The organism is Halopseudomonas oceani (assembly GCF_963677335.1).
Taxonomy (GTDB): domain Bacteria; phylum Pseudomonadota; class Gammaproteobacteria; order Pseudomonadales; family Pseudomonadaceae; genus Halopseudomonas; species Halopseudomonas oceani.
The window spans coordinates 2575041-2601159 of the sequence record NZ_OY781932.1; the positions used below are offsets into that span (position 1 = coordinate 2575041).

Here is a 26119-nt window from a genome sequence, read left to right on the forward strand (position 1 = left end):
TATAAGATTGCACGCCAGTGCCGGGATCGAGCTGGTCGAATCCGGAAAACAAGTCGACATTTATTGCCAACGATAGGGGATAAATGGGGGAGGCTCAGCCGCGCATTGCGGCTGAGTAGAGAAGGTCAGTGAGCAGTTTGCGGGCGTCGTGCCGGCAACAGTAGGGCACAAATAATGCTGACCAGCGTTGATGTCAGTAATGCTCCAATAAAGGGGCCCAACGTTGGAATAGCATTAGGGAAACTGGCGATCAGCAGGCCCTGATAGAGGCTGCCGGTAGTTATCCATCCCGGTAGCAGGGCGCCGACCAGGCCAGCCAGCCCGCCGAGGATCGCTGCCGCCGGCGTCATGCGCGACCAGAGACCGAGCAACACCGGAACGACTGCGGTTGCGCAGAGCAGGTCCGCGATCAGGAATAGCCGCAGAACGGAGTTACCTTGAAGAGCAAGGATGACCACGGGGATCATCAGTAGCAATGTAAACCAGCGCGCGGCGGACAGGCTTAGCCCCTGCTTTTCAGTCACCGCAAGTGAAACAATGGCGTTCTGTAGGGTGTCGACCGACGAGGCAACCAGGGTAATCGCCAGCAGCAGCGCGGGCAGGGAAAGCCAGCCAGGCGCATCATGCAGCATGGCGAAGAAGGGAATGGGTGGGGAGCCGACATCGGCGCCACTCATCAGGGTCAGAATGCCCAGGCCGCCAACGGCAGCAACAACCAATACGGTGGCAACACCACCGATGACAGCGCCACGTCCCAGCGCAGACTCATCGCGTGCTGCCCAGAGTCGCTGCCAGTAGCCTTGGTGGAACAGGTTGGCTGCCGTCACCGCGATGATCAGAGTCAGCGCAACGCCGAACGCGGCAGACGCTGGAATACTCGGTAGTACTGCGTCTGCTTTGATGCTCGGCAGTCGGGTCATGGCAACACCGCCAACCAGCAGCAACAGCGCAATCAGCAACCAGCCTTGCCAGCGGTCGGTTGTCATGCTGGCGCGCAGCCCACCCCATGCCGTGTATATCAGCGTGGTCAGTGCCACACCCACCACCACTAGGTTGCCATTGATATCAGACAGCATGGAGGTAATCGCCCCAATTGCTGTCAGCTCCGCGATCAGAAAACACGCCATATATAGCAGCGAGATGAGCCCGACCCAGCGGCGGACACCAAGACCATAGCAGTGCTGGGCGAATTCACCGATGCTGCGGCCTTCCGGCAGACGGCAACGAATCGCCGGGCCGCAAAGGGCGAAGACCAGAAAGGGCAGGGCCGCCCCGACTGCATAGCCAGCCAAGCCCAGCGGCCCGACCAGCACGCCGACTTCCGGCGGAGCAAACAGAATCCAGCCACCCATGCCTGATGCCAGGAAGGAGAGGCCGATAGCCCAGCTGCTCTGCGAATTGCGAGCGGTAACAAAGTCGTCAAGAGCTTCCTGGCCGCGTGAGCGCAGGCCGATCCAGACAAACAGCAACAACACGGCAGCCAGGGCTGCAATGGACAGGTACAGCATGTCGCGCTTCCTCCGCCGGTATGAGCCGGATCAGGTTCCAGGGTTTGGGCCAGCCAAGGCGTGGCCTGTTCTCAGCCCGAAGCGCATGACTTCGGACACCCCTGGCGACAGGTGGAATGGTATACAGGTAATCCGGTACATGATGTCACATATCTATCACCCATCGTTAGCCAGATGGCGGTATCGTTAGGGGTTTGCTGTTGGACTTGTTAACTAAAACAATCGAGTATGCCCACCGCATGGAGTAGCTTCGGAGCGCTCGTTCTTTGACCGGCTGCGCCTAAGCGCGCAGTCATTGCGGGTGCCATCATGAGCGACGATTCTGATGTGAAGACCGATAGCCCTGACGCGGGGCAAACGGCCATTGAAACCGTGCTGGACAGCCTGGATGCGCTGGTTTATGTCGCCGACATGCAGACCCATGAGCTGTTGTTCCTCAACGCTTATGGACGTGCCGAATGGGGCGAAATCGATAACCGAAAATGTTGGCAGGTGTTGCAAAAAGGGCAGAAAGGTCCGTGCACATTCTGCAACAACGCAATGTTGGTGGACGCCGAGGGCGCGGCGACTGGGGTACAGGTCTGGGAGTTTCGCAATACCCGGAATAACCGCTGGTATCAGTGCCGCGACCAGGCCATTCGCTGGCCCGACGGCCGGCTGGTACGCATAGAAATCGCTACCGACATTACCGATCTCAAGGATCTGCAGACGCAACTCACCGCTGCGCGCCTGCAGGCCGAGCAACTGGCCAACGAAGATGCGCTCACCGGGCTGGCCAACCGCCGCGCGTTGTTTGCCCTCGGCCGGTCGGCCATTGAGCAGGCTCGGCGCCAAGGCCACCCGGTAGCACTGATTGCGCTGGATGCCGACCGTTTCAAGCGCATCAACGATTGTTATGGGCATGCAGCCGGTGATGTCGTGTTAAAGGCGCTGGCAGAGGTGCTCAGAAGTCATACCCGTGCGGCGGATATCGCAGCCAGGCTGGGCGGCGAGGAGTTTGCTGTTTTGCTACCGGCAACCGGGCTGAAGGCTGCCCGCGATCTGGCCGAGCGGTTGCGGGCTTCCATCGAGGCGCTGGATATCGACTACCGTGGCCAGCGCATCCAGATGACCTGCAGTTTTGGTGTAACCGCTTCGGATGGTGGCAGCGCGACTCTTGATCAGTTGCTCAATGCGGCAGACCTGGTCACCTATCGGGCAAAAGCCGGTGGCCGTAACCGGGTTGAGGACGAAGTCTGCCGCTGATGCGGCACCAAGTCCAAGCTGCCGCTGGCCTAATTGCCGCAAGGTTCGCTAGCATGCCTGCACAACCGTGAAAAGGAAGTTGCCAGCCAATGGCCAATAATAAGAAATCCAGAGAGGCCGCCCCCGTTCCGTCGCTGTGGCGATTGCTTTTGCCGCTTGTTCTAGTCGCTGGCGCAGTCGTCGTCTGGTGGTTCAGTATGCGCACCAGTGAGCCGGTTTTGCCGCCTGTCGCGCCAGCGGTGCAACCGGCCGCTGTGACGCCGCCTGCGCTAGCTCGGGATTCAGTCGTTCTCCAGGATCGGCACTACGTTGGTCGTGAGGTATGTGCTGGTTGCCATGAGCAGCAGACTCGCGATTTCGACGGCTCGCACCATGATCAGGCGATGCAAGAAGCCAGTGCGGTAACTGTCCTGGGGGACTTCAATAATGCCACCTTCCGTTTTGGCGGGGTGACCAGCACCTTCTTCCAGCGTGACGGCCAGTTCCTGGTCAATACCCTGGGTCCGGATGGCCGCCAGCATGACTATGTTGCCGAGTACACCTTTGGGGTCTATCCGCTGCAGCAGTATCTGCTGGCGATGCCCGGCGGCCGTTATCAGGCGTTCAGTGTTGCCTGGGATGCGCGGCCAGCTGGGGAGGGCGGCCAGCGCTGGTTCCAGCTCAACCCTGATGTCAATGGCGACGACCCGGTCAAGGCGCTGCACTGGAGTGGCCGTCAGTTCAACTGGAACCTGATGTGCGCTGAATGCCATTCAACCAATCTGGAACGCAATTTCAACGCCGCGACCGACCGTTATGACACCCGCTGGGCCGAGATCGACGTGTCCTGCGAGTCCTGCCACGGCCCGGCGTCGGACCATCTGGAATGGGCCGAGACGCCTGATGCGCACCCAGACATGGCGAATACCCTAGGTCTTGCGGTGCGCTTTGATGAGCGTGAGGGTGTCACCTGGCAGCATGACGAGAACGGCACGCCCAGTCGCAGCAAACCGCGCGACAGCGAGAAGGAAATTCAAGCCTGTGCTGCCTGCCACTCCCGCCGTGCGCAATTGTTTGATGACCCGCAGGATGCCGGTTTGCTGGTGGAAAATTATCTGCTCGCTACCCTTGATCAGGGCCTGTATTACCCCGACGGTCAGATTCAGGATGAGGTGTTTGTGCATGGCTCGTTCCTGCAGAGCAAAATGTATCAGGCCGGCGTGACCTGCAGTGACTGCCACAACCCGCACTCGCTGGAACTCAAGGTCCCCGGCGATGGTGTCTGCCTGCAGTGTCACCAGGCCGACCAGTACCAGACGCCGAAGCACCACTTTCACAGCAGCGTGCAGGGCAGCGCCTGCGTGGATTGCCATATGCCGACCACAACGTACATGGAAGTGGATCCTCGGCGCGATCACAGCTTGCGTATTCCGCGTCCTGATCTGAGCGTCAGCCTCGGTGTGCCCAACGCCTGCAATCAGTGTCACAGCGACGAAACACCCGAATGGGCGGCAGAGCACGTCGAACAATGGTACGGGCACGTACCGCAGGGCTTGCAGCAGTATGCGCACACTCTGGCAGCCGGCCGAGCGGGATCTGTTGGCGCCCAGAAGGATCTGTTGACGCTGTTGGCCGACGAAGGCCAGCCAGCGATCGCCCGTGCCACTGCCGCCAGCCTGCTGCAGGCCTGGCCTGGGCCGGAGGTAGCCCAGTCGCTGTTCGTTGCCCTGCGTGCGAAGGACCCGGTGATTCGCCTGGGCGCGCTGGAGGCGATTGGCAGTTACCCGCCGGTCACCCGTTGGCAGCTTGCCAGCCCGCTGCTGGATGCGCCTGAACGCGTGGTCAGGCTGCAGGCGGCCGCGCAGTTGCTGGATATTCCGCCAGAGCAGATGCAAGGTGATGACATTGAAAAGTTGCGCCAGGCGCAGCAGCAATACCTCAAAGCGCAACAGGCCAACGCCGATGATCCTTCGGCGCAGTTAAACATTGGCCTGTACTATCAGGCGCGTAATCAGCTTGCACTGGCGGAAGATGCCTACGCACAGGCCTTGAAGCTTGATCCCTATTTCATCGGTGCCTACATCAATCTGGCCGATCTGTATCGCGCGTCGATGCGCGATCCTATGGCCGAAACACTGCTTAACAAAGGGTTGGAGGCGTTGCCGCAGGCTGCCCCGTTGCACTTCAGCCTGGGGCTGCTCAAGGTACGCAGCAAGGATATGACCACCGCTCTGATCGAGCTGCGCCGCGCAGTTGTGCTCGACCCGCAGAACACCCACTATCGATACGTACTCGCCGTCGCGCTCAACAGTGCCGATCAGCGCGCCGCTGCCCTGGCGCTAATTGCCGAAGGGCTTGATTTGACCCCTGCCAACCAAACCCTGTTGACACTGCAACAACAGCTTCAGAACAAGGATGCAACGCAATGACTTTGGAAGTGATCGTCGGCGATCTTGGCAACGAAATTCATGCTGCGGCGTTGAAGTCGTTGCTCGCTGAATATGCGCTTGACCCTATGGGTGGCGCTGCGGCGCTTGCTCCGGAGTTGCTCGAATCGCTACCGGAAAAGCTGTCCTCACGGACGGATTACCTGTTTGTGCTCGCGGTTGCCGACGGCCAGTATGTTGGCCTGGTCAACTGCTTCGAGGCGTTTTCCACGTTCAAGGGCAAGCCGCTAATCAATATTCACGACGTGATCGTTTCACGCCGTTGGCGAGGGCAGGGCATTGCTCGGCAGATGCTGAATCAGGTCGAGGACATTGCCCGGCAGCGAGGTTGCTGCAAGCTCACCCTGGAAGTGTTGGAAGGTAACCAGGCTGCTCAGCGTAGCTACCTTGGTTTTGGCTTTCAGGGTTACCAACTGCTGCCGGAAATGGGCCGGGCACTGTTCTGGGAAAAACCGCTGTAGCGGCTACTGCTGAGCCTGACGTATCGCCTGACTGGCTTGCACTACCCGGTTGGCGGGCACTCGCAGTTGCTCCAGCAGATAGCTGGCAAAGGTCGGGTGGTACGGCTGTTTTGCTATCGCCCGTGCCATGCATTCAAGCCACTGGTCCCGCAGCTCCGGGCCTACATCCCATTTGGCATGAAAGGCGGGAATACTGATGCCGCCATACTGCTGCTGAAACAGTCTCGGCCCTCCCAGCCAGCCTGACAGAAATGCGGTCAGCTTAGCTCGCGCCGACGCCAAATCCGGCGCGTGCAGGGCCCGCAGTTCCTGTGCGCCTTCCCAGCTGTCCATCTCTTGATAAAAATCGTCGACCAGCAGGCGAATGCCATCAATGCCGCCAGCAGCCTGGTAGGACGCGTCGGCGGTGCCGTAAGGGGGTAGGGATTGGGTCATGTTCTGCACCTCATGGTAATACCTTGATGGTACGCATTCGGCATATTTAAACCAGCGACCTCTCTGCGGCCTGTCGCCGCACCGCCCGTGCCTGTCTCACGTTAGCTCTGCGTTGGCGCGCGTTGCTCACCCGCGGCAGATTGCCGCACCCATTGAGGCGCCTGCCGCAGAGCAGGAGTCTCCCGCTGCAAGCCGCGCCACACGTGACTTGCGACCCGTTCGCATTCAGCTACGCGCGCTATGGCAATAGCAGATTTGGAACAATGTATTGACCTGTGTCACTAGTTGTTACAATTGCGCGCCATCATGAAATACTTTGTAATACTTCTCGTAACACGTTCCAGACGTCCGATCTGGCTCTCCACGGAAGGTGCCGCTCCCGCGGCCACTCAGGCGATTGAAGATGTACGCCGCCCCAGTCTGCACAAGACATAACCGCTGACCCATAACGACACCAGGCAGCACTCGACGCGCGCTCATGCGGGAGACGCTCGGGTACTGCTGCGTACGTAATGGGCCCGGCGACAGTGTGGGTGAACATCAGGCCTGGATTGGTGAGGTTGAGGTCGGCTGGATAGCTCGGTTTATGGGTATAAGTCCGCTATCCGGCCAATGACCTGTCGCACCTGTCTGGCGTGATGTTTGCCGGCCTGTCATGGCGAACACTTCATGCTGCGAACGTGTTGCACCTCGTTCCCTGTCGGGCGCGAGGGCCTGTTCAACGACTAAGGCTGCAACATGAACCCGAAGCAGATAACTTCACTCCTGAAACGGCTCGCCTGGCTGCCGCTGCTGATGCTTAGTGGCTGCAAGATGGTGTTGCTGGACCCGAAAGGGCAGGTCGGCGTCGACGAAAAGTCGCTGATCATCACCGCCACGCTGCTGATGCTAATCGTGGTCATTCCGGTCATCGTGATGACCCTGGTGTTTGCCTGGAAGTACCGTGCAAGCAACACCAAGGCGACCTATCGACCCAACTGGTCCCACTCCACCGCTATTGAGCTGGTGGTATGGCTGATCCCCTGCGTGATCGTTGCCATTCTCGGCACCATCACCTGGAAGACCACCCACGAGTTGGACCCCTATCGCCCGCTGGACTCGGACGTAAAGCCGATTGAAGTGCAGGTGGTATCGCTGGACTGGAAGTGGCTGTTCATCTATCCGGAGCAGGGCATTGCCACCGTCAACGAACTGGCCTTCCCGGTCGACACGCCCGTCAACTTCAAGATCACCTCCCAGTCGGCGATGAACTCGTTCTTCATTCCGGCGCTGGGCAGCCAGATCTACTCGATGGCCGGCATGCAGACCAAGCTGCACCTGATCGCCAATCATCAGGGCAGCTATGACGGGTTCTCCGCCAACCTCAGTGGCGAAGGCTTCTCCGACATGAAGTTCCAGGCCATCGCCACCGATGAGCAGGGCTTTAACGACTGGGTTAGCCAGGTCAAGGCCAACAGCGAGACGCTGGATCTGGACAGCTATCCGGCGCTGGCAGCGCCGAGCAAGGCCGATCCGGTCCGCTACTACGGCAGCGTTAGCCCGATCCTGTACGACACCATCCTCATGCAATACCACAACGGCGGTAAGCACGCGGCCGGCCACGAAGACCACGCGGGTCACGCCGGCCATGAGGCACATGCGGGCGCCGAAATGGCGGGCATGCCCATGAACGCTGCCGAGGAGACCCACTGATGTTTGGCAAGCTGACACTCGAGGCCGTGCCGTTTCACGAGCCCATTATCATGGTCACCCTGGCGATCGTTGCGATTGCCGGTCTGGGGATCTTTGGCACCATCACCTACTACCGCAAGTGGGGCTACCTGTGGACCGAGTGGCTGACCTCGGTCGACCACAAGAAAATCGGTGTGATGTACATCCTGGTTGCCCTGATCATGCTGCTGCGCGGTTTTGCCGACGCGATCATGATGCGCGGCCAGCTCGCGGTGGCCGAAGGGGCATCACAGGGCTATCTGCCGCCGGAGCACTACGACCAGATCTTTACCGCCCATGGCGTCATCATGATTATCTTCATGGCCATGCCGTTCATGGTCGGTCTGATGAACATCGCGGTACCGCTGCAGATTGGCGCCCGTGACGTTGCCTTCCCGTTCCTTAACTCGCTGAGCTTCTGGCTGTTCGTGGCCGGCGCGATTCTGGTCAACGTGTCGCTGGGGGTAGGGGAGTTCGCTCGCACTGGTTGGGTTGCCTACCCACCGCTGGCCGAACTGGGCTACAGCCCGGGCGTGGGGGTCGACTATTACATCTGGGCGCTGCAGTTATCGGGGCTGGGGACGCTGCTGACCGGTGTCAACTTCCTGGTCACCGTATTCAAGATGCGTGCTCCGGGCATGACGCTGATGAAAATGCCGGTCTTCACCTGGACCTGCACCTTCACCAACATCCTGATCATCGCATCCTTCCCGATTCTGACCGCCACTCTGGGGCTGCTGAGTCTGGACCGTTATCTGGGCATGCACTTCTTCACCAACGAGCTTGGCGGCAACGCCATGATGTACATCAACCTGTTCTGGGCCTGGGGTCATCCCGAAGTGTACATCCTGATTCTGCCGGCGTTCGGTATCTTCTCTGAAGTGATTTCGACCTTTTCGGGCAAGAAGCTGTTCGGCTATACCTCGATGATCTGGGCCAGCGCGGCGATCACCGTACTGGGCTTCGTGGTCTGGCTGCATCACTTCTTCACCATGGGCTCGGGTGCCAACGTCAACGCGTTCTTCGGCGTGGCTACCATGATCATTTCGGTGCCAACGGGGGTGAAGCTGTTCAACTGGCTGTTCACCATGTTCCGCGGTCGCGTGCAGTTCACCACCCCGGTGCTGTGGACCCTGGGCTTTATGGTGACCTTCACGGTAGGCGGTATGACCGGCGTTTTGCTGGCCGTGCCAGGTGCGGACTTCGTGCTGCACAACAGCCTGTTTTTGATCGCTCACTTCCACAACACCATCATCGGTGGTGCGGTATTCGGTTATCTTGCCGGCTTTACCTTCTGGTTCCCGAAGGCCTTCGGCTTCAAGCTGGATGAGCGTCTGGGCAAGGGGGCCTTCTGGTGCTGGATTACCGGATTCTTCGTGGCCTTCATGCCGCTGTATATCCTCGGCTTCATGGGCATGACCCGTCGCCTGAACCATTACGACAACCCGATGTGGCAGCCGTACCTGATCGTTGCCTTCTTCGGTGCAGGCCTGATTCTGTGCGGCATTCTGTTCCAGCTGGCACAGCTGGTGGTCAGCCTGCGCAACCGTGAATCGCTGCGTGACGTGACTGGTGACCCGTGGGGTGGTCGCACCCTGGAGTGGTCCACCAGTTCGCCGCCGCCGTTCTACAACTTCGCGGTTACCCCGACCGTGCGTGTGCTGGATGCCTTCCAGGATATGAAAGAGCGTGGCGAGGCCTATCTTCGCCCCGATCACTACGCGCCGATTCACATGCCGAAGAACACTTCAGCTGGCGTGATTATTGGTCTGGTGGGCGCGGTATTCGGCTTTGCCCTGGTCTGGCACATCTGGTGGCTGGGCGCGGTTAGCTTCATCGGCATGATCGCGACCTTTATCGCACGCAGCTACAACGAGGACGTCGACTACTACGTGCAGCCCGACGAAATCGAGCGCATCGAGAACCTGCACCACGCCAACTTTGCAGCGCCGCGTTCGGTGCTGAACACTCAACCCGTTGCGGAGCAGATCTGATGTCGAGCACTGTAATGCACTCCAATCACGCCGTGGCGCATGACGACCATGCGCACCACGACACCGGCGGCAACACCGTATTCGGCTTCTGGCTGTACCTGATGACCGACTGCATTCTGTTTGCCTGCGTGTTCGCCACCTACGCCGTGCTGGTCAACCACACGGCCGGCGGCCCCAGCGGCAAGGACATCTTCGAGCTGCCCTATGTGCTGGGTGAAACCGCGCTGCTGCTGGTCAGCAGCTGCACCTACGGCTTTGCCATGATCGCGGCGCACCGTGGCTTCAAAGGTCAGACACTAGCCTGGCTGGCGGCGACCTTTGTGCTGGGCGCGGGTTTTATCGGGATGGAAATCAACGAATTCCACCACCTGATTGCCGAAGGCTTTGGCCCAGACAAGAGCGCGTTCCTGTCGTCCTTCTTCACCCTGGTCGGCATGCACGGTCTGCACGTGACCGCCGGTCTGGTGTGGATGATCGTCATGATGCTGCAGGTCAGCCGGCGCGGTCTGACCGACCGTAACAACACACGCCTGATGTGCCTGAGCCTGTTCTGGCACTTCCTGGATATCGTCTGGATCTGCGTGTTCACCATTGTCTATCTGATGGGGGTTGTCTGATGAGTCATGCGCATTCCGATGCCGGTGCCGGTCACGGCAGCTACGGCTCCTACGCCATCGGCTTTATTCTCTCGGTCATCCTCACCGCCATCCCGTTCGGGATGGTGATGAGTGGGCAGTTCAGCCAGAGCGTCAATCTGATCAGCATGGTCGTCATGGGCGTTGTGCAGATCGTAGTGCATCTGGTGTGCTTCCTGCACATGAACACCTCGTCCGAGGGCCGCTGGAACTTGGTGGCCTTCCTGTTCACCGTGCTGATCATCGTCATGCTGGTGGGGCTGGCCATCTGGATCATGGTCAACGCCGACATGCTGATGATGCCCTGGATGTTCCAGTGAAACTGAAACGCTATCTGCTGGTCACCAAGCCCGGCATCATATTTGGCAACCTGATTGCGGTGGCGGGGGGATACTTCCTCGCCGCTCAGGGGCAGATCGATCTCGGTCTGCTGCTGGCTACCGTGATCGGGCTGTCGCTGGTGGTTGCCAGTGGCTGCGTAATGAACAACTGCATCGACCGCGACATTGATCGGCATATGCAGCGGACGCGGAGCAGGGTGCTGGTCACCGGGCAGATTTCGCTGCTGGCGGCACTGGCCCATGGTGTGGTGCTGGGGCTGGCCGGTTTCGGTATGCTTTGGTGGTACACCACGCCGGTCGCCACCGCGCTGGCGGCGTTCGGCTTCTTTATCTATGTGGGCGTGTACAGCCTCTGGATGAAGCGCCGTTCGGTCTACGGCACGCTGGTCGGCAGCCTGTCGGGTGCCATGCCGCCGGTGGTGGGCTACTGCGCCGTGACCGGTCAGTTCGACACCGGTGCCGCGCTGTTGCTGTTGATCTTTTGTCTGTGGCAGATGCCGCATTCGTACGCGATTGCGATCTTCCGCTTCGATGATTACAGCGCAGCCGGCATTCCGGTACTACCGGTCAAAGAGGGCATTCGGGTCACCAAACAGCACATCGTCTGGTACATCCTCGCCTTTGCGGCGGCAGCACTGATGCTGACGCTGTCCGGTTTTGCCGGTTACGGTTATCTGGTCATCGCGCTGCTGGTCAGCATCTGGTGGCTGGTGATTGCGCTGTCTGGTTACCGCGAAGAGGTGGATGACCGCTTGTGGGCACGCAAGCTGTTCGGTTTCTCGATCATCGCCATCACCGCGCTGAGTCTGATGATGTCGATCGACTTTCGGGTCTTGCCATCGCCAACGTTGTTTGCCGGTCTTTGATTGAATGCGCCCGGGCTGCAGGCTCAGGCGCATTTCCCCACCTTAAGGCAGCTGGAGAAAGCGCAGCATCGCCTCATTCACAGCCTCGGGCGCCTCGTTCTGAAGCCAGTGGCCAATCTTCGGCAGCATGACGATGTCGAGGTGCGGAACGCGTGGTGCCATCATTTCACGCAGTGCATCTGCGCCCATGCCTTGAATCACCATATCTGCAGTACCGGCAATAAACAGCACCGGGCAGGTGATTTTACTCTCGCGCAGTGGCAGCAGGCGGCGCCAGTTCTCGCCCAGATTGCGGTAGTAGTTGATACCGCCGGCAAATCCGCTATGCCGATAGGCATTCAGATAATAAGCGAGCATCTCGTCGGAGAGCCAGGCAGGTTGCTCCTTCGGTACACCCAGGCGGCCAATCCAGCCGCCGCCTTCGGAAAGCGACTTGCCCAGCAGAGGAGGGTGGCGCGGCGTATCCGGGGAGCAGTAGAGCGCGCGCAAGATGCCTTCCGGGTCAGCGTCGAACTCGGTTTCGGCAACGCCCGGTTCCTGAAAGTAGATCTGATAAAAGAACTGATCTTTGAAATAGCTGCGCAAAAACTCGATTGGCGGTACATCAGCAACCGGGCGCAGCGGGACGCTCATGATGATCAGCCTTTCGACGCATTCCGGATGCAACTGCACAAACTGCCAGCTGTTGATCGCACCCCAGTCGTGGCCGATCAACAATAGCGGCGCGTCCGGGCTGTAGTGCGCGACCAGCCCCTGCATAAAGCCGGCAATGCGGGTGACGTTGTAATCATCAATTTGCGCTAGCGCCTCGGTTTCGCCGAAGCCGGGCATGTCAGGGGCGACCGCCGTATAGCCCGCATTGGCTAGCGCCACCATCTGCTGTCGCCAGGAGTACCAGCACTCAGGCCAGCCGTGAATAAACAGTGCAACCGGGCCGGTTCCCACCCGTGCTATGCGGGTGCTCAGTCCGCTTATCTGTTGTTGTTCGAAGCGGATATCGTCCAGGCAGTACATTGTTCTTCCTTATATAGGGTAGGGCATGCAGTTTGAATACCTCCTAACCTGCCAGACAATCAAGCAAGACCGCCATGTTACATACCGACGTATTCAAAGCTTTGATGTCCAGGCTGACTGGTGCGTGACTTTTTTGGATTAAATGTTATGTTATAACCATTATTGAGTCCGAGATTAACGTCATGCCTGAAAAACTACCTGTCACTGTCCTGTCCGGCTTCCTGGGCGCTGGAAAAAGCACGTTGCTTAACGCCATTCTTAAAAACCGTGACGGACTGCGCGTTGCCGTTATCGTCAACGACATGAGTGAAATCAATATCGACGCCAGCGAGGTCCAGCGGGATGTCACCCTGAACCGGGCAGAAGAGCGGCTGGTTGAGATGAGCAACGGCTGCATCTGCTGCACCCTGCGTGAGGACCTGCTGGAGGAGGTCGGCCGGCTGGCGAAAGAGGGGCGATATGACTACCTGCTGATTGAGTCCACCGGCATATCCGAACCGCTACCGGTCGCAGAGACCTTTACCTTCAGGGATGGGGAGGGCGCTGCACTAGCTGATATGGCCCGACTCGATACGATGGTTACGGTCGTCGATGGGGTCAACTTCCTGAACGACTACGAACAGTCCGCCAGTCTCGCCAGCCGCGGCGAAACCCTGGGTGAGGACGACGAGCGTTCGATTACCGACCTGCTGGTCGAGCAGGTCGAGTTCGCCGATGTCATCCTGATCAGCAAGAGTGATCTGATCAGTCGGGACGCGCTCGCGGAGCTGACGTCCATCCTGCGTAACCTCAACCGACACGCGAACATCCTGCCAATGGTGATGGGTAACGTCCCGCTGCGCGAGGTACTCAATACCGGCCTGTTCAATTTCGAGCGGGCTGCCGAAGCGCCGGGTTGGCTGCAGGAACTGCGCGGCGAGCACATTCCGGAAACGGAGGAATACGGTATTGGCTCTACCGTGTACCGAGCGAACCGCCCGTTTCATCCGCAACGTTTCTACAGTTTCATCAGCAGCCCGTGGCGCAACGGCAGGCTGCTTCGCTCCAAAGGGCTGTTCTGGCTGGCCAGCAAGTGGACGCTGGCGGGCAGCTGGTCCCAGGCGGGCAGCCTGATGCGGCATGGGCTGGCGGGGCGCTGGTGGCGTTTTGTTGATCGCGAACACTGGCCGACCGATCCAGACATGCTCAAAGAGATCATGCAGCAATGGCGGCCAGAAAGTGGCGACTGCCGGCAGGAGCTGGTGTTCATTGGTCAAGGCCTGGACGCTGGGCAGTTGCAGCAGGATCTGGATAGTTGCCTGTTGTCCGATGCTGAAATGCAGTTGGAGCCCGCGCAATGGGCCGCTTTGGGCGACCCGTTCGGTTCATGGGTAAGTAATGTGGAGGAGCCGGCCTGAGGGAGCGGCTGCCAGCACACATGCTGTCGGCTTGAATCTGCCAGGGTAGCTCCGGCCGGTCAGTGACCGCGCGGATACTGTTCAACAACCAGCGGCAGGGTATATTGCTGCTATGCTCAATCCTGAACAGCTGGTTGACGACGGAGTCCGCGTTTGAACTTGCGTACTTGGCTATTTATTCCTTTGGTTTTTGCGGTCAGCGCCTCTGTCACTGCTGCTGATTTCGGTCGCGATGAGCATGCCGCTCGTATCTTGAAAATTACGGCACTCGACTGGGAGCCCTACAGCGCATCCTCGATGGCGACCGGTGGTAATGCCATTCAGCATCTGCGAAACCTTCTGGGGCAGTGCGCTATTGAGTTGCAGGTCGAGTTCTATCCTTGGCGCCGAGCCCAGCAGATTGCCCGCCAGCCTGGATATCTTGGCTACTTTCCAGCGTGGCCGACAGAGGTGCATGATGGCTTCGTGTCCTCAGGTGAGGTTACATCATCTCACCTTGCGCTAATGGCAATGGAGGATAGTGACGTCAGCGTTGATGACATTGACCAGGCTTTCTCCGAGCATCGGATAGGGGTTGTCAAAAGCTATGTCTACCCCAGACAGTTCCAGGCGCTGATAGAGCGATTCCCACAGAGTATCGACAACGGTGCAAGCGGTGAGCTGTCGTTGCTGAAGATGCTCAGCCTGGGCCGGTTCCAGCTTGCGGCTACCGATCCAACGGTGATGGAGTACCTCGCTGAACGCCATGGCATTGGAGAGGTGCGCGTAGCCAAGATGCTGTTGGAGGTGCCGCTGGTGATTGCCATGCGCGATGGACTAGATAATCAGGACAACATAGCGCTGATCAAGCGTCTGCTAAGCGCTCAGGCGGGGACACCATTGCAGGGTGAGCTGTGCACGATTGCACGTTGACGAGAGAGCACTGTAACGAACAAAGTGCACAAACGTTATCTCCGCAATATTATATTTAACATAATATATATTATGCGAAGTGCTGGGTGCGACCAGAGAGTGAAACAATCTCAACACGCCGGGTGCCCATCGCCTTACGCGCGTTCGCTGTACGAGCGCGCATATCCCAGGAACGCGTCTGGCTCCAGCGGCCGGGAAAACAGATACCCCTGCGCATGATCGCAACCAAGTGACGTCAGGATGCGTTGCACCAGTTGATGCTCAATTCCTTCGGCGGTTACCTGCAGCTTCAGGCTGTGTGCCATTTGGATGACCGCTGTAACGATGGCGCGATTCTGCTCGTTGCTACTCAAGTCGAGTACGAACGATTTGTCGACTTTCAGGCGATCCACGTTAAATCGCTGCAGGTATGACAGATTCGAGTAGCCGGTACCGAAATCATCGATTGCCAGGGAGACGCCAAGCTTCTTCAGGTTTTTCAGCAACTGCAGAAAAGCATCTGATTTCTCCAGCAACATCGATTCGGTGAGCTCCAGTTCGAGCAGCTCGGGTTCCAGGCCGCTTTCGTTCAGTACGTCAACAATCACGCTCTGCAGATTATTGCGCCGTATCTGGATTGCCGACAAATTGACCGAAACCCCCAGCCTTAGTCCGTGCTGCTGCCAGCGCATAGCGTCCTCGCAGGCGCGCCGGATCACCCACTCGCCAATTTCTGCGATCAACCCTGACTGTTCCGCAACATCCATGAATCGGTCTGGCGAAAGCAGTCCTTGCTCAGGATGCTGCCAACGTAGCAATGCTTCTGCGCCGACCAGCCTTTCGCCCTTCAGGGCAATGATTGGCTGGTAATAGAGGCGCAGTTCGTCTCGTGAAATCGCCTGGCGCAGGGCTTGCTCTATATCCAGGCGCTGGTGGCTGTCTGCGCTCAAGTCCTCTTGGTGGACGAAATGGGTGTTGCGCCCTGCTTTCTTGGCCTGCAGCATCGCCAGTTCTGATTTCTGCACCAGGGTGTCGGCGTCATGACCGTCGTTCGGGAACAAGGAAATACCGACTGACAGGGAGGTCAGCAACTGTTTGGAGCTGAGTTCGAAAGGTTGTGAAACCACTTCCTGCATGCGTTGCGCAACTGCAACGGCGGTATGCACATCATCAATGTTGGCCAGTGCCATTACAAAGTTGGCCAGTGCCATTACAAATTCATCGCCGCCGTGCCGACAGAGCGTGTCGGCATCACGGACCACCTGTTTAAGGCGGCCAGCGACCGAGCGAATTAACTCATCCCCGGCCGTGTGGCCAAGCGAGTCGTTGATTGTTTTGAAGTTGTCTACATCCATGTACAGCAACGCCAGCGGTCGCTGTTGCGTACGAGCAGCTTCGATCATTTGTGTTACATGGCTGCTGAAGGCGGTTCGATTGGCTAGCCCCGTCAGTGCGTCATGGCCTACCAAATGGGTTATTTTTGCTTGGGAGCAACGGAGTCGCTTGCCTTCTCGCTCCAGCGAACTCTGCATGTTGCGCATTTCTCGCATCATCCAGACTATGGTACCCGCCGATACCATCAGTATGCTGCTAACGACAGCCCATCGCCCTACTCCAATGGGCAACGGTTGAAAAGCCCGGTAGCCGAAATAGGCGGAAAAACTGATCAAGGCGACTGTCGCTAGCATGATCGTCAGTAACGCCCAGAACAAGCGCTCTGACGCGATGACGCCTGCCACCACCAATACCGTCGGGAAAGCTATCAAGGCACCGCTGTAGAGCCCCTGCTCCAGCCACATTGAGCAGCTGACCAGCAAAGTGAGGGTCATGAGAGCAACAGAGACCGCATATTCCGGTTTGCCACGCGCAGTAAGTTTGCGCGCCACCAGCACGGTAGCCAATGCCGCTGCTACCAGAATGGAGTCGTTCCAGGCGCCGATCAGCAGCGTGCGTAACTCGATAGTCAACAGGACCAGAATGACCAGATTGCCGATCAGGCGCAGGCGTCGATTTTGACGATCTTGCATCCGCGTGAAAAAGTCCTTGTCCAGCCCACCCTTGATCTCTGCCATTTCCATGCATTCTGCTTCCTGATAATGCGGCGCTTGACCAGTCAGTCGTAAAAAAAAAGGAACGCTACCCGTTCTCAATAATGCGCACAAGCCTTCTGTTATGGGCGTTTCAGCGCTAATTAAGCCGAAGCTGTCTAGCATGGGCTTTATGTCATTATTCAAGCGTCAAAAATTATATCATTCTTTGCAAGGCTGCCAGCAGTGCCTCAACGGGCGCCGCCAACGCGCCTAGCTAAAAAGTCATTCCGTTCAGGCCTATGCGTAGCACCACCCAAGCAATTATTATTCGGGTAATGCTCGCCTTCGGGCTGGCGCTGCGCCCATCTCGGACATTTGGATGACAGAAAACAAGCAAACTTCGGCTAACAGCCTGTTCCCCAGAGCCGTTTTCAGTCACCAGAATGGCATCTCCTGGTTCGTGTTGTTCATCGGCTTGCTGAGCACCGTTTTTGCCGGGGTGTATCTGATCGACCGAGAAGCGGATGCCGCCAATCGCGAGTTTGTCCTGTTGACGGACGATATTACCGACGCGATTCGCAAGCGCATGATCGACCACGAACAGATTTTGCTTGGCGGCGCGGGCGTATTGGATGCCAGCGCAAGTGTGCAGCGTCAGGAGTGGCGCATTCTGGTAGAGCGTCTGCGTCTTGCTGAAAACTTTCCCGGGATCCTCGGCGTCGGTTACGCAAAAGTCCTGCGTGAACAGGAGCTGGCGCGCTTTGAGCAGGAAGTGCGCAGCGAAGGCTTTCCCGACTTCCGGGTCCACCCTCAGGGCGACCGCCTGCTATACACGTCAATTGTCTACCTTGAGCCGTTTGAAGGCAGAAACCTCGCCGCCTTTGGCTTTGACATGTACTCGGAACCAACCCGGCACGCTGCAATGCGCGCCGCGGCTGAGACGGCGACCACCCGAATAACGGGGCCGGTCAAGCTTTTGCAGGAAACCCACGGTCTGGTTCAGGCGGGTATCCTTATGTACGTGCCGGTCTATCGGCAGGGAATGCTGCTCGATACGCCGGATGAACGCATGGCGGCGCTGCGGGGCTTTGTCTACAGCCCCTATCGTATGGGCGACCTGTTGTCCGGCATCCTCGGGTCACTCACCCCCGGTATCGGTTATCGGCTAATCGACACTGCTGCCGGGCTGGACAACCCCGTCCTGTTTTCCGATCTCGCCAATGGTGACGACGTGGCGAGTCTGCAACGCACCGTTGAGCTGAGTCTGTACGGGCGTGACTGGCAGCTTGAATTCAACAGTACGCCGACGTTTGACCAGCGTTACAACAACAGTCTCTGGGTGTTCATCGTCGGCTTCTGTATCAGCTCGCTGCTGTTTGTCATGGCCAGCCTCCTCGCCCTGCGCAAGCAGCAAGCCGAATTGCTTGCCGGGCGCATGACGAAACAGCTACGCGCCAGCAACACTGCCCTGCGTCAGGCAGAGGAGCGGCAGCGCCTGGTGCTGAAAGGCAGCAATGACGGCTGGTGGGATATCCATATTGCCGAAATGCGCTTTGTCGCATCCGAGCGTGCCTGGGAAATGCTTGGTTACCCGGCTCTCAGCGATGAACAGTCACTGCACCGCTGGCAGTCCTTGCTGGCTCCGGATGACCGTCATGCCCTGACGCAACTGCTGCGCGATGCTATCTATTCTGATCAGATGGCGTTTTCTGCTGAGGTGCGGTTAAGTCACAAGGCCGGACACCTGGTGCCTGTTTTGTTGCGCGGGGCCATCCAAAGGGACCACGAGGGCGTCGCTCTAAGGGCCAGCGGTACCATGCTTGATCTGACCGAACAGAAGCGGATCGAGCAGATGAAGAGCCAGTTTGTCTCCACGGTCAGCCATGAGTTGCGCACTCCCCTCACCTCCATTTCCGGCGCGCTGGCTATCATCAACAGTGGCTCTCTGGGAGATGTGCCCGCTGCGATGAGCAAAATGTTGGAAATCGCCGAGAGCAACAGTCAGCGTCTCAATCATCTGATCAACGACCTGCTGGATATGGAAAAGCTTGCGGCAGGCAAAATGAAGTTTGAAATACGCACCTACGCACTCAGAGAACTGGTTGAGGAAGCGTTGTCTGCCAACCGGGCATTCGCGGACATCCGCAATATTGATCTTGTCTGCCGTGATTTTGCTGATGTCTGGGTGCGGGTAGACAGCATGCGTCTGCACCAAGTGCTCAATAATTACCTGTCAAATGCTATCAAGTTCTCGCCCGAGGGTTCGCAGGTGGTGATTGAGGTGTTGCATGATGGCGAGCGGGTTCGCGTCAGCGTCACTGACGAAGGTGAAGGCATTCCATTCGAGTTTCAGGATCAGGTGTTTGGCAAGTTTGCTCAGGCCGACGGCTCGGACAAGCGCAAGCAGCCTGGTACCGGCCTCGGGCTTGCCATATCCCGAGAACTGATGGAGCAGATGGACGGTGATGTCGGCTTTTTTTCGGAGCCTCCAAACGGTGCTTGCTTTTGGCTGAGTCTGCCAGCCGAGCGTGCCACTGAAGAGCTCCCGGAAAGCACGCCGAATAACACCAAGCGAAAGGTGCTGGTGGTGGATGACGACCCGATGATTGCGGATTTCATTGCGCTGGTTTTGCGTCGAGCTGGCTACATCCCGACCACCAGCATATCGCTGCATGGTGCCCAGCTGTTGCTTCAGCAGGAACGGTTTGACGCGCTGGTAACCGATTTGCGCCTGCAGGACGGTCACGGCCTTAATCTTATTCGTGAATTGCGTGCCGAGCCGCTAACCGGGCGAATGCCCATCCTGGTGGTGTCAGCCTACTGCGATGAAGGTCAGCGCCTGCTCCACGGTGATAACGATCCGTGCCTTGCCTGGCTCGATAAGCCGGTTGAGGAGAAGAAGTTGCTCAACATGCTGGATGACGTGATTCAGCGCGCACTATCGGTGTGAACTGTAACGCTGTGAGTTCGTCAACATGAATAGAAATAGTTCGATGCGCTGCGCTGCTTGATTTGCTGTGATCAAGCCGTATGATCGAGGCCTACCAACGGATTTTTGCTTTCCGATACAGGAGCTGTACATGAACATGCAGGAACACAACACTACCCTTCAACACGCTGGCGTCAGCGAAGCAGAAGTCAGCAAGCTGTTCCGGAATACCTACACGCTGCTGGCCATGACGTTGGCTTTCAGCGCCGTGGTTGCCTTCGTGTCCATGAGCCTGAATCTGCCCTACCCAGGCATCATCGTGACACTGGTTGGCTTCTACGGTTTGCTGTTTCTGACCACAAAACTGCGTAACTCAGCCTGGGGACTGGTCAGCACCTTCGCCTTCACAGGCTTCCTCGGCTATACCCTTGGGCCGATCCTGAACGCCTACCTGTCGCTGCCCAATGGCGGGCAACTGGTGTCGATGGCACTGGGTATGACGGCAGTCGTATTTTTTGGTCTGTCGGCCTATGCGATTCTTAGTCGCAAGGATTTCAGCTTCCTGTCGGGCTTCATCCTGGCAGGCTGTATCGTTCTGATGTGCGCAGTAGTTGCCAGTTTGTTTATCCAGATCAGCGGCCTGCAACTGGCTATTTCCGCCGGCTTTGTGCTGTTCTCCTCGGCGGTGATTCTGTATCAGACCAGTGCAATCATCCACGGTGGTGAAGACAACTACATCATGGCAACCATCACCCTGTTTGTATCGATTTATAACCTGTTCCTCAGCCTGCTCCAGCTGCTGGGCATCTTCAGCGACGACTGAACCCAGACGCTGCGTTATACTCAATGGCCCGCCTTTTGGCGGGCCATTTTGTTTACGAGCCAGAGACTATGAAGTTTGCTATTGCCCTGTTGGCTGGCCCCCAAGACCCTGCCGCTCGCAGCGCCTTGAAATTTGCCGAGGCGGTGCTTGCCAGCGGTCACCAGATCAGCCGCTTGTTTTTTTATCGTGATGCCGTTCATCTCGCATCCACTTTGGGCGTGCAGCCGCAGGACGAGTGCGACCTCGCCCGCAGTTGGAGCGCCTTTATCTCGGAACATGACCTTGATGCAGTAGTTTGCATCGCTGCGGCGTTGCGTCGAGGCGTTCTGAACGAGGCAGAAGCCGATCGCTGGGAGCGACCGGCGGCGAATACCGGCTCGCCCTGGGCGCTGTCCGGACTTGGGCAATGGGTTGATGCTCTGCAGACTGCGGACCGGGCGGTGACTTTTGGAACCTGAACTGAGAAGCCTGCTGGTGATCAGCCGCCAGCCGCCGACCTCGATTGCCGCACGCGAAGCGCTGGATCTGGCGTTGGCAGCTGCTGCATTTGGCGTTCCGGTCAGTATGCTGTTTATGGACGCCGGTGTGCTGCAGCTACTGCCCGGCCAGGAATCGACGCTGATCGAGCAGAAGCCCGTCGCATCCAACCTGCAAGCCCTGCCAATGTTCGGTGTTGAAGACCTGTTTGTCTGCCACCACTCTCTAGCCGAACGTGGGCTACAGCCTGGTCGCTTTGTACTCAACTGCAAAGCAGTGGATAGCTCGGAGATTGCAACCTTGCTGGAGCATCACGATCAGGTGGTTACCCTATGAGGTCTACCCTGTTACATCTGCTGCGGCATGCGCCGCAGGACGACACCCATTTTGCCAGCAGTCTGCGAGTAATCGGCCCAGAGCAAGGTCTTTTGCTGATCGAGGACGCGGTCTACGCGTTGCTGCCGCGCACAAGCGCGGTAAACGCCATGCAGTTGCTGCCAGCGAGTATCAAGTTGTTTGCACTGGAATCCGACGTACTGGCACGCGGGCTGGCGATTGATGATCTGCCGGCACGGGTCAAGCTGATTGACTATCCGGGGATGGTTGAGATTTGCACGCTCTACGACAAGGTACTGAGCTGGTGAACGACTTCATCAATGCTGACGGGCGTGTGGTCCCGCTGGATAAGGAGGGCTTCCTGGTGGCGCTGGATGACTGGTCTGAAGCTGTGGCCCATGCCCTCGCCAAGCGCGAGGGCATCGAACTGACCGACGCGCACATGGAGGTGGTTCTACTGCTGAGGCGTTTCTATCAGACCTTCCAGTTGTCGCCTGCCATGCGGCCGCTGGTCAAGTTTGTCGGCCAAGAGCTGGGCAAGGACAAGGGCAACAGCATGTATCTGCTGAGTCTGTTTCCTGGCAGCCCGGCAAAACTGGGTAGCAAGATCGCAGGGCTACCCAAGCCGGAGAATTGCCTTTAGGCGATCTCTGGCAGGGTTGTCAGCACGACCAACTGGTCTCCCTCGGAGAGCCGCAACGGTTTGTCCCGCTGGGGATTCAGCTGCAGGCGTTTCCCCTCCTCGTCAGCACGAACACGATACACGCCCAATGCGGTATCTCCCTGCAATGCGACCACGGCTTCAAGATCGGCGAAGGTGGTTACGCTCTGCATTGGATAGCGCTGCTGATCATGGACCACTAGCTCCGGTCCGCCGGCAGTCAGCAGTTCCTCGAACATCAGCCCCAGCTCGCGCCGCTGCGCAATCTGCGCCATTAAATGACTGAGAATCATCGGACTGACAATGGTCTCGCCGCGCTTACGCACCACCAGGCTCTCGTTCGCAGGATCACTCAGCTCGAGCAGAATCTGCGGCCGAGAGGCGCGCTCGCGCAGGAGCTCATCGACGATTAGATAGCCGACCATAGCGCGAGCGTCAGCTTCTTCGCCGCTATCCAGACGATCAGACGAAACCAGAATAATGCTGTCGAAACGTTCCTCCGTCAGATCGCCAAGCGCACCTTCAACCATATAGTCAGCGTCGGTGTAATGGCACTCGATACCTGAGGCGGCGGCGCTGTAGCTGGCGACCATTGCTTGCCGGTCCGCAGCCTTCACAACCGCTACGTTGTGCACTTCAAACCGATAATCGGTATAGCTGGCCAGCTCGTTCAGTAATGCGGGAACGCGTCGATTCCAGCCCAGCACCAGTAGCCGACGCAATCCGCCGGCAGCGTTGCGGTGCCGCAGCGCTCCGGAGGGGCGTTGAAGTGCCCGAGCCAGAACCTCGCTCTGCTGCTTAGGGGGCTCTGCATGTTCGTAGGCGCGTGCCAGCATGACCAGCTTGTCACCGTTCCGGATGACTTCATCGCTAGGCGCGTTCAGCCAGGTCCTCCAACCTCCCCCGGTCGGCCGCATCAGACCGCAGACAATCGCCTGCGGGGTTCGGCTACCGATATCGGCAAGGGTTTGTCCTATGCAGTTATCGGTCGAGCGAATGTAGAACTCATTGCCTTCGTGGACGGTCATGACCTCGCCAAACAGCTCCGGCAGCCCGGGATGGACAATCGACTGGGCGAATAACCGGCTGACCAGGGCATCACTGGCGAGCACCTCCAGCGGGCCAGAGTAAGCACGCTGCATAACAGCCAGCTTGCGACTGTCGTCCACTTCAGCGACCACATAGGGCGGTGTGATTCCGTGACGATGGGCCTGCGCCTGCAGTGTGAGCAAAGCCTTGATCGCCTCGACATCGCTGCTGACCAGCGAGCCGGCACTCTGGGTGCGTCCGGGAATCAATACCACCGCCGCTTGCAGGCAGGCCGCCCGGTCCAGATCTTCAGGTTGCAGGGCGGTGCCCGAACGCAAAATGATGTTGCTCATGTGCCTGCGAATCAACGGCACTGCGCGGAGTTCGTGCATATGTTCTGCGGTGACCTCTTCGGCCAGAATAACCAGTCGCAGACGCTTGGTCAGGCGCGCCTTGAGCAGGCGCTGGATGCCGCCATTAACATCAAGAATTTCCTGCACAAGCGGAATTGTCCGGTTGGTCCAGCCAAGAATGACGATGTGTCCGCTGACGGTCACCGGGGTCAGCCCCTGTTCAAGCTTGACCATCATGGCGATCAACCAGCGCGTCATGATCGCGACCAGGGCGCCGAGAAACACCACATAGCCACTCAGGGTTAGCACGGTGGACACAATACGCCGCCAGGTACCCTGATCATCGCCAAGGTAGCCTGGATCGGTCAGACGCAGAAACGCCCACCAAACCGAATCCGCAAAGCTGTCATCACCGCCGGTAGGCCACGCCAGCCAGCCGCCGAGCAGGGAAATCAACGCGATGAACGCGGCGACTACCAGCAATTGGTAGTGCGCGCCCTTTACAAACTGGCGCTCGACCAAATAACGCAAACGGTCAATAAAGGAAAATGGCAACATGCGGTGAGAATCTCAAGACTGGTTGTTCTTAACGAGGAGTACAATTGCTGCTAGATTTCGGGTTTGGCCATCTGGACAGCACTCTGTTCAATCCGCATGAGCTACATCGAACACATCATCGGCATTGCCCTAGCGGTACTCTACTGGCTTTTTACTGCCGTGGTCACCTTTCGGGTCATCGGTCGTCGTAACCCGGTCAGCGTTACCCTTTCCTGGCTGCTGGTCATCTATATCCTGCCGCTGGTCGGCGCCATCCTCTATCTGATGCTCGGCGAGTTGAATCTGGGCCGTCAGCGCGCCCGGCGGGCCGAAGCCATGGTTGAGCCGTTTCTTCAGAGTATCGCTGAAGATTTCCGAACCGTGAACGCGCCCTTGCCCGGTGGTTCATTGGTACAGGGTATTCGTCAACTGATCGAGACCCGGTTGGGCATCGGCGCGCTGGGTTATCAGCAGATGGAGCTGCTCGACACGCCGCAGACTATCTTCAGCCGCTTGTGCAAGGACGTCGCCAACGCTGAGCAGAGCATTCACCTGGAAACCTACATCTGGTACCCCGGGGGACGCGTGGATGAACTCGGCGAAGCGCTGATCTTAGCCAGCACGCGTGGCGTCAAGGTGTCGTTGCTGATAGACCACGCCGGCAGCCGGCCCTTTTTCCGTTCCAGTTGGCGCAAGCGTTTTATCGACGCAGGAATAGAAGTTGTACCGGCATTGCCAGTGCGACCCTGGCGTGCTCTGGCACAGCGTATAGACCTGCGGTTGCATCGCAAGCTGATTGTCATCGACGGACATCTGGCGTACACCGGGTCGATGAATATGGCGGACCCCAGTTATTTCAAGCGCGAAGCCAAGGTCGGAGAGTGGGTCGACATCATGCTACGGCTGGACGGGCCGGCTGCTCGTGGGCTAGACAAGGTCTTTGCCTGGGATTGGGAAGTGGAAACCGGTGTACGCCGCCTCACTCCTGCTTTGCCGAGCCCGCCCAACTGCTACAAATGGCTGTCGATACTGCCGTCGGGCCCCGGTATGGGGGAAGATCTGATCAGCCAGGCGGTGCTGTCCAGCATCTACCGGGCCAATGATTCCATCGTCATCAGTACGCCCTACTTTGTGCCATCGGAAGCAATTTTCGACGCACTGTGCCAGGCAGCGCGGCGTGGGGTCAGAGTCAAGGTGCTGGTGCCTGAGCGAAACGACTCGCACCTTGTCGGCTGGGCAAGCCGAGCCTACTACGAGCGCTTTCTTCAGGCCGGCGGCGAGATCTATCTGTTTCGTGGTGGTTTGCTACATACCAAAGCGATGCTCATGGATGACCAACTGGCGCTGGTCGGCAGCGTAAATCTGGATATTCGCAGTTTGCAGCTCAATTTCGAGCTGACGGTCACGCTGTTTTCGCCAGAGGGCTGCGCCGCCATCAAGCGCTTGCTGGAGGGCTACCTTGCGGATAGTCAGTCTCTGGAGCTGGAGCAGTGGCAGACTCGCTCGCGCGCTGCACGGGTGGTTGAACGGATGATGTTCTTCCTTAGCCCACTGCTCTGACTGCGACAAAAAGTCCGTTCAACGCTATTGCATTCGATGTGCGAATGGCTAAACTCGCAAATGAGATTGATTGTCATTAGCGAGAGAGCATCAATGAAAGTGTATCTGATACCCGTCAGCCTTACCGTCAGCATGATGGCGCCGGCCGCCCTGGGAAATACGGCTCCGGCGTTACTCTCCCCCGTGCAGGCGGCAGTGATGCAGCTGAGCGTACACAGCCAGTCACTGCAACAGATTCTCGGGCAGCCGCTGGATCAACACGCGCTGAGCCAGCTCGATGAACTGAGCTATCAGTTGGAGAGCGACTTGCTGCAGCTGGGTACACCCGCTACGACAGTGGCCGAACCGTTGGAGTCATTGCATCAGGCGGTTGAAAGCTGCGACTCCAGCGAGGTGGCACGCTGTGGCAGTGCTTACCTGGCCGCTGTTCGTAGCTGGCTGGCTGGACGGGCCTGAAGCGG

At 58.3% G+C, this 26119-nt stretch carries 23 protein-coding genes and 1 riboswitch; of the genes, 18 read left to right on the forward strand and 5 right to left on the reverse strand.

The features are described from left to right. Positions 1-125: 125 nt before the first annotated feature. Positions 126-1508, reverse strand: coding sequence for a sodium:solute symporter family transporter (locus tag ACKPCU_RS12125; protein ID WP_321346996.1), 1383 nt, complete (start codon positions 1506-1508; stop codon positions 126-128). Further along, positions 1498-1621: riboswitch (TPP riboswitch) on the reverse strand. It overlaps the preceding gene by 11 nt. A 196-nt stretch (positions 1622-1817) precedes the next feature. Between ACKPCU_RS12125 and ACKPCU_RS12130 the strand changes: the two genes are divergently transcribed. The 3 genes from ACKPCU_RS12130 (at position 1818) to ACKPCU_RS12140 (ending at position 5640) form a co-directional block, all read left to right on the forward strand. Continuing rightward, complete coding sequence (locus ACKPCU_RS12130) at positions 1818-2753, forward strand: GGDEF domain-containing protein (RefSeq protein ID WP_321346998.1); 936 nt, start codon at positions 1818-1820, stop codon at positions 2751-2753. Between the two features lie 197 nt (positions 2754-2950). After that, positions 2951-5161: an ammonia-forming cytochrome c nitrite reductase subunit c552 gene (locus ACKPCU_RS12135; RefSeq protein ID WP_321347000.1), complete on the forward strand. Its 2211-nt coding sequence runs from the start codon at positions 2951-2953 to the stop codon at positions 5159-5161. After that, a complete protein-coding gene (locus ACKPCU_RS12140; protein WP_321347001.1) occupies positions 5158-5640 on the forward strand; it encodes a GNAT family N-acetyltransferase in 483 nt (160 codons plus the stop codon). The genes ACKPCU_RS12135 and ACKPCU_RS12140 overlap by 4 nt, the downstream gene beginning before the upstream one ends. A 3-nt stretch (positions 5641-5643) precedes the next feature. Here the strand turns inward: ACKPCU_RS12140 and ACKPCU_RS12145 are convergent, their stop codons facing one another. Beyond that, positions 5644-6075 carry a group II truncated hemoglobin gene (locus ACKPCU_RS12145; protein ID WP_321347002.1) on the reverse strand — a complete coding sequence of 144 codons (432 nt, stop codon included), beginning with the start codon at positions 6073-6075 and terminating at the stop codon, positions 5644-5646. A 738-nt stretch (positions 6076-6813) separates the two neighbouring features. On the opposite strand from ACKPCU_RS12145, the gene cyoA reads away from it, so the two are divergent. From cyoA to cyoE, 5 genes are read left to right on the forward strand one after another with little or no spacing between them, the layout of a single operon-like run. Next, positions 6814-7767: a ubiquinol oxidase subunit II gene (cyoA, locus tag ACKPCU_RS12150; RefSeq protein WP_321347003.1), complete on the forward strand. Its 954-nt coding sequence runs from the start codon at positions 6814-6816 to the stop codon at positions 7765-7767. Continuing rightward, positions 7767-9779: a cytochrome o ubiquinol oxidase subunit I gene (gene cyoB, locus ACKPCU_RS12155; RefSeq protein WP_321347005.1), complete on the forward strand. Its 2013-nt coding sequence runs from the start codon at positions 7767-7769 to the stop codon at positions 9777-9779. The genes cyoA and cyoB overlap by 1 nt, the downstream gene beginning before the upstream one ends. Then, positions 9779-10396, forward strand: coding sequence for a cytochrome o ubiquinol oxidase subunit III (locus ACKPCU_RS12160; protein WP_321347007.1), 618 nt, complete (start codon positions 9779-9781; stop codon positions 10394-10396). Before cyoB ends, ACKPCU_RS12160 begins: the two co-directional genes overlap by 1 nt. Then, positions 10393-10734, forward strand: a complete 342-nt coding sequence (cyoD, locus tag ACKPCU_RS12165; protein ID WP_373289805.1) for a cytochrome o ubiquinol oxidase subunit IV — start codon at positions 10393-10395, stop codon at positions 10732-10734. The genes ACKPCU_RS12160 and cyoD overlap by 4 nt, the downstream gene beginning before the upstream one ends. Beyond that, on the forward strand, positions 10731-11621 hold the full coding sequence (gene cyoE, locus ACKPCU_RS12170) for a heme o synthase (protein ID WP_321347010.1): 891 nt from the start codon (positions 10731-10733) through the stop codon (positions 11619-11621). The genes cyoD and cyoE overlap by 4 nt, the downstream gene beginning before the upstream one ends. A 42-nt stretch (positions 11622-11663) precedes the next feature. Here the strand turns inward: cyoE and ACKPCU_RS12175 are convergent, their stop codons facing one another. After that, on the reverse strand, positions 11664-12635 hold the full coding sequence (locus tag ACKPCU_RS12175) for an alpha/beta fold hydrolase (RefSeq protein ID WP_321347012.1): 972 nt from the start codon (positions 12633-12635) through the stop codon (positions 11664-11666). A 182-nt stretch (positions 12636-12817) separates the two neighbouring features. On the opposite strand from ACKPCU_RS12175, the gene zigA reads away from it, so the two are divergent. Both zigA and ACKPCU_RS12185 read left to right on the forward strand, forming a co-directional pair. Further along, positions 12818-14032: a zinc metallochaperone GTPase ZigA gene (gene zigA, locus ACKPCU_RS12180; RefSeq protein ID WP_321347014.1), complete on the forward strand. Its 1215-nt coding sequence runs from the start codon at positions 12818-12820 to the stop codon at positions 14030-14032. 153 nt (positions 14033-14185) lie between these two features. Next, positions 14186-14944 (forward strand): hypothetical protein, encoded by a 759-nt coding sequence (locus ACKPCU_RS12185; RefSeq protein WP_321347016.1) that lies wholly within the window; start codon positions 14186-14188, stop codon positions 14942-14944. Between the two features lie 134 nt (positions 14945-15078). Here ACKPCU_RS12185 and ACKPCU_RS12190 read toward each other — a convergent pair whose 3' ends face one another. Beyond that, positions 15079-17001: a putative bifunctional diguanylate cyclase/phosphodiesterase gene (locus ACKPCU_RS12190; RefSeq protein ID WP_321347018.1), complete on the reverse strand. Its 1923-nt coding sequence runs from the start codon at positions 16999-17001 to the stop codon at positions 15079-15081. A gap of 331 nt (positions 17002-17332) precedes the next feature. Between ACKPCU_RS12190 and ACKPCU_RS12195 the strand changes: the two genes are divergently transcribed. From ACKPCU_RS12195 to ACKPCU_RS12220, 6 genes are all read left to right on the forward strand, one after another. Then, complete coding sequence (locus tag ACKPCU_RS12195; RefSeq protein WP_321347020.1) at positions 17333-19903, forward strand: hybrid sensor histidine kinase/response regulator; 2571 nt, start codon at positions 17333-17335, stop codon at positions 19901-19903. A 136-nt stretch (positions 19904-20039) separates the two neighbouring features. Then, positions 20040-20705 (forward strand): Bax inhibitor-1/YccA family protein, encoded by a 666-nt coding sequence (locus tag ACKPCU_RS12200; protein ID WP_104739632.1) that lies wholly within the window; start codon positions 20040-20042, stop codon positions 20703-20705. Positions 20706-20773: 68 nt separating this feature from the next. Beyond that, on the forward strand, positions 20774-21163 hold the full coding sequence (gene tusD, locus ACKPCU_RS12205; protein WP_321347022.1) for a sulfurtransferase complex subunit TusD: 390 nt from the start codon (positions 20774-20776) through the stop codon (positions 21161-21163). After that, positions 21153-21518, forward strand: coding sequence for a sulfurtransferase complex subunit TusC (tusC, locus tag ACKPCU_RS12210; RefSeq protein ID WP_321347024.1), 366 nt, complete (start codon positions 21153-21155; stop codon positions 21516-21518). Before tusD ends, tusC begins: the two co-directional genes overlap by 11 nt. Then, a complete protein-coding gene (tusB, locus tag ACKPCU_RS12215) occupies positions 21515-21826 on the forward strand; it encodes a sulfurtransferase complex subunit TusB (protein WP_104739597.1) in 312 nt (103 codons plus the stop codon). Before tusC ends, tusB begins: the two co-directional genes overlap by 4 nt. After that, positions 21823-22161, forward strand: coding sequence for a TusE/DsrC/DsvC family sulfur relay protein (locus ACKPCU_RS12220; RefSeq protein ID WP_229744375.1), 339 nt, complete (start codon positions 21823-21825; stop codon positions 22159-22161). Before tusB ends, ACKPCU_RS12220 begins: the two co-directional genes overlap by 4 nt. Here the strand turns inward: ACKPCU_RS12220 and ACKPCU_RS12225 are convergent. Beyond that, entirely contained in the window at positions 22158-24119 is a 1962-nt protein-coding gene (locus ACKPCU_RS12225; RefSeq protein ID WP_321347026.1) for a CASTOR/POLLUX-related putative ion channel, read from the reverse strand. The genes ACKPCU_RS12220 and ACKPCU_RS12225 overlap by 4 nt on opposite strands. A gap of 96 nt (positions 24120-24215) precedes the next feature. Here ACKPCU_RS12225 and cls point away from each other — a divergent pair, with 96 nt between their 5' ends. Together cls and ACKPCU_RS12235 are read left to right on the forward strand one after the other, a co-directional pair. Beyond that, positions 24216-25658: a cardiolipin synthase gene (gene cls / locus ACKPCU_RS12230; RefSeq protein WP_321347028.1), complete on the forward strand. Its 1443-nt coding sequence runs from the start codon at positions 24216-24218 to the stop codon at positions 25656-25658. Between the two features lie 93 nt (positions 25659-25751). Then, positions 25752-26114 carry a DUF6746 family protein gene (locus ACKPCU_RS12235; protein ID WP_104739594.1) on the forward strand — a complete coding sequence of 121 codons (363 nt, stop codon included), beginning with the start codon at positions 25752-25754 and terminating at the stop codon, positions 26112-26114. The last annotated feature ends 5 nt before the right edge of the window (positions 26115-26119 follow it).

Bases quoted from the DNA above. Each gene is read 5' to 3' on its own strand.
- ACKPCU_RS12125 (WP_321346996.1), bottom strand. From the start codon at position 1,508: ATGCTGTACCTGTCCATTGCAGCCCTGGCTGCCGTGTTGTTGCTGTTT.
- ACKPCU_RS12130 (WP_321346998.1), top strand. From the start codon at position 1,818: ATGAGCGACGATTCTGATGTGAAGACCGATAGCCCTGACGCGGGGCAA.
- ACKPCU_RS12135 (WP_321347000.1), top strand. From the start codon at position 2,951: ATGCGCACCAGTGAGCCGGTTTTGCCGCCTGTCGCGCCAGCGGTGCAA.
- ACKPCU_RS12140 (WP_321347001.1), top strand. From the start codon at position 5,158: ATGACTTTGGAAGTGATCGTCGGCGATCTTGGCAACGAAATTCATGCT.
- ACKPCU_RS12145 (WP_321347002.1), bottom strand. From the start codon at position 6,075: ATGACCCAATCCCTACCCCCTTACGGCACCGCCGACGCGTCCTACCAG.
- cyoA (WP_321347003.1), top strand. From the start codon at position 6,814: ATGAACCCGAAGCAGATAACTTCACTCCTGAAACGGCTCGCCTGGCTG.
- cyoB (WP_321347005.1), top strand. From the start codon at position 7,767: ATGTTTGGCAAGCTGACACTCGAGGCCGTGCCGTTTCACGAGCCCATT.
- ACKPCU_RS12160 (WP_321347007.1), top strand. From the start codon at position 9,779: ATGTCGAGCACTGTAATGCACTCCAATCACGCCGTGGCGCATGACGAC.
- ACKPCU_RS12175 (WP_321347012.1), bottom strand. From the start codon at position 12,635: ATGTACTGCCTGGACGATATCCGCTTCGAACAACAACAGATAAGCGGA.
- zigA (WP_321347014.1), top strand. From the start codon at position 12,818: ATGCCTGAAAAACTACCTGTCACTGTCCTGTCCGGCTTCCTGGGCGCT.
- ACKPCU_RS12190 (WP_321347018.1), bottom strand. From the start codon at position 17,001: ATGGAAATGGCAGAGATCAAGGGTGGGCTGGACAAGGACTTTTTCACG.
- ACKPCU_RS12195 (WP_321347020.1), top strand. From the start codon at position 17,333: ATGACAGAAAACAAGCAAACTTCGGCTAACAGCCTGTTCCCCAGAGCC.
- ACKPCU_RS12200 (WP_104739632.1), top strand. From the start codon at position 20,040: ATGCAGGAACACAACACTACCCTTCAACACGCTGGCGTCAGCGAAGCA.
- tusD (WP_321347022.1), top strand. From the start codon at position 20,774: ATGAAGTTTGCTATTGCCCTGTTGGCTGGCCCCCAAGACCCTGCCGCT.
- tusB (WP_104739597.1), top strand. From the start codon at position 21,515: ATGAGGTCTACCCTGTTACATCTGCTGCGGCATGCGCCGCAGGACGAC.
- ACKPCU_RS12225 (WP_321347026.1), bottom strand. From the start codon at position 24,119: ATGTTGCCATTTTCCTTTATTGACCGTTTGCGTTATTTGGTCGAGCGC.
- cls (WP_321347028.1), top strand. From the start codon at position 24,216: ATGAGCTACATCGAACACATCATCGGCATTGCCCTAGCGGTACTCTAC.
- ACKPCU_RS12235 (WP_104739594.1), top strand. From the start codon at position 25,752: ATGAAAGTGTATCTGATACCCGTCAGCCTTACCGTCAGCATGATGGCG.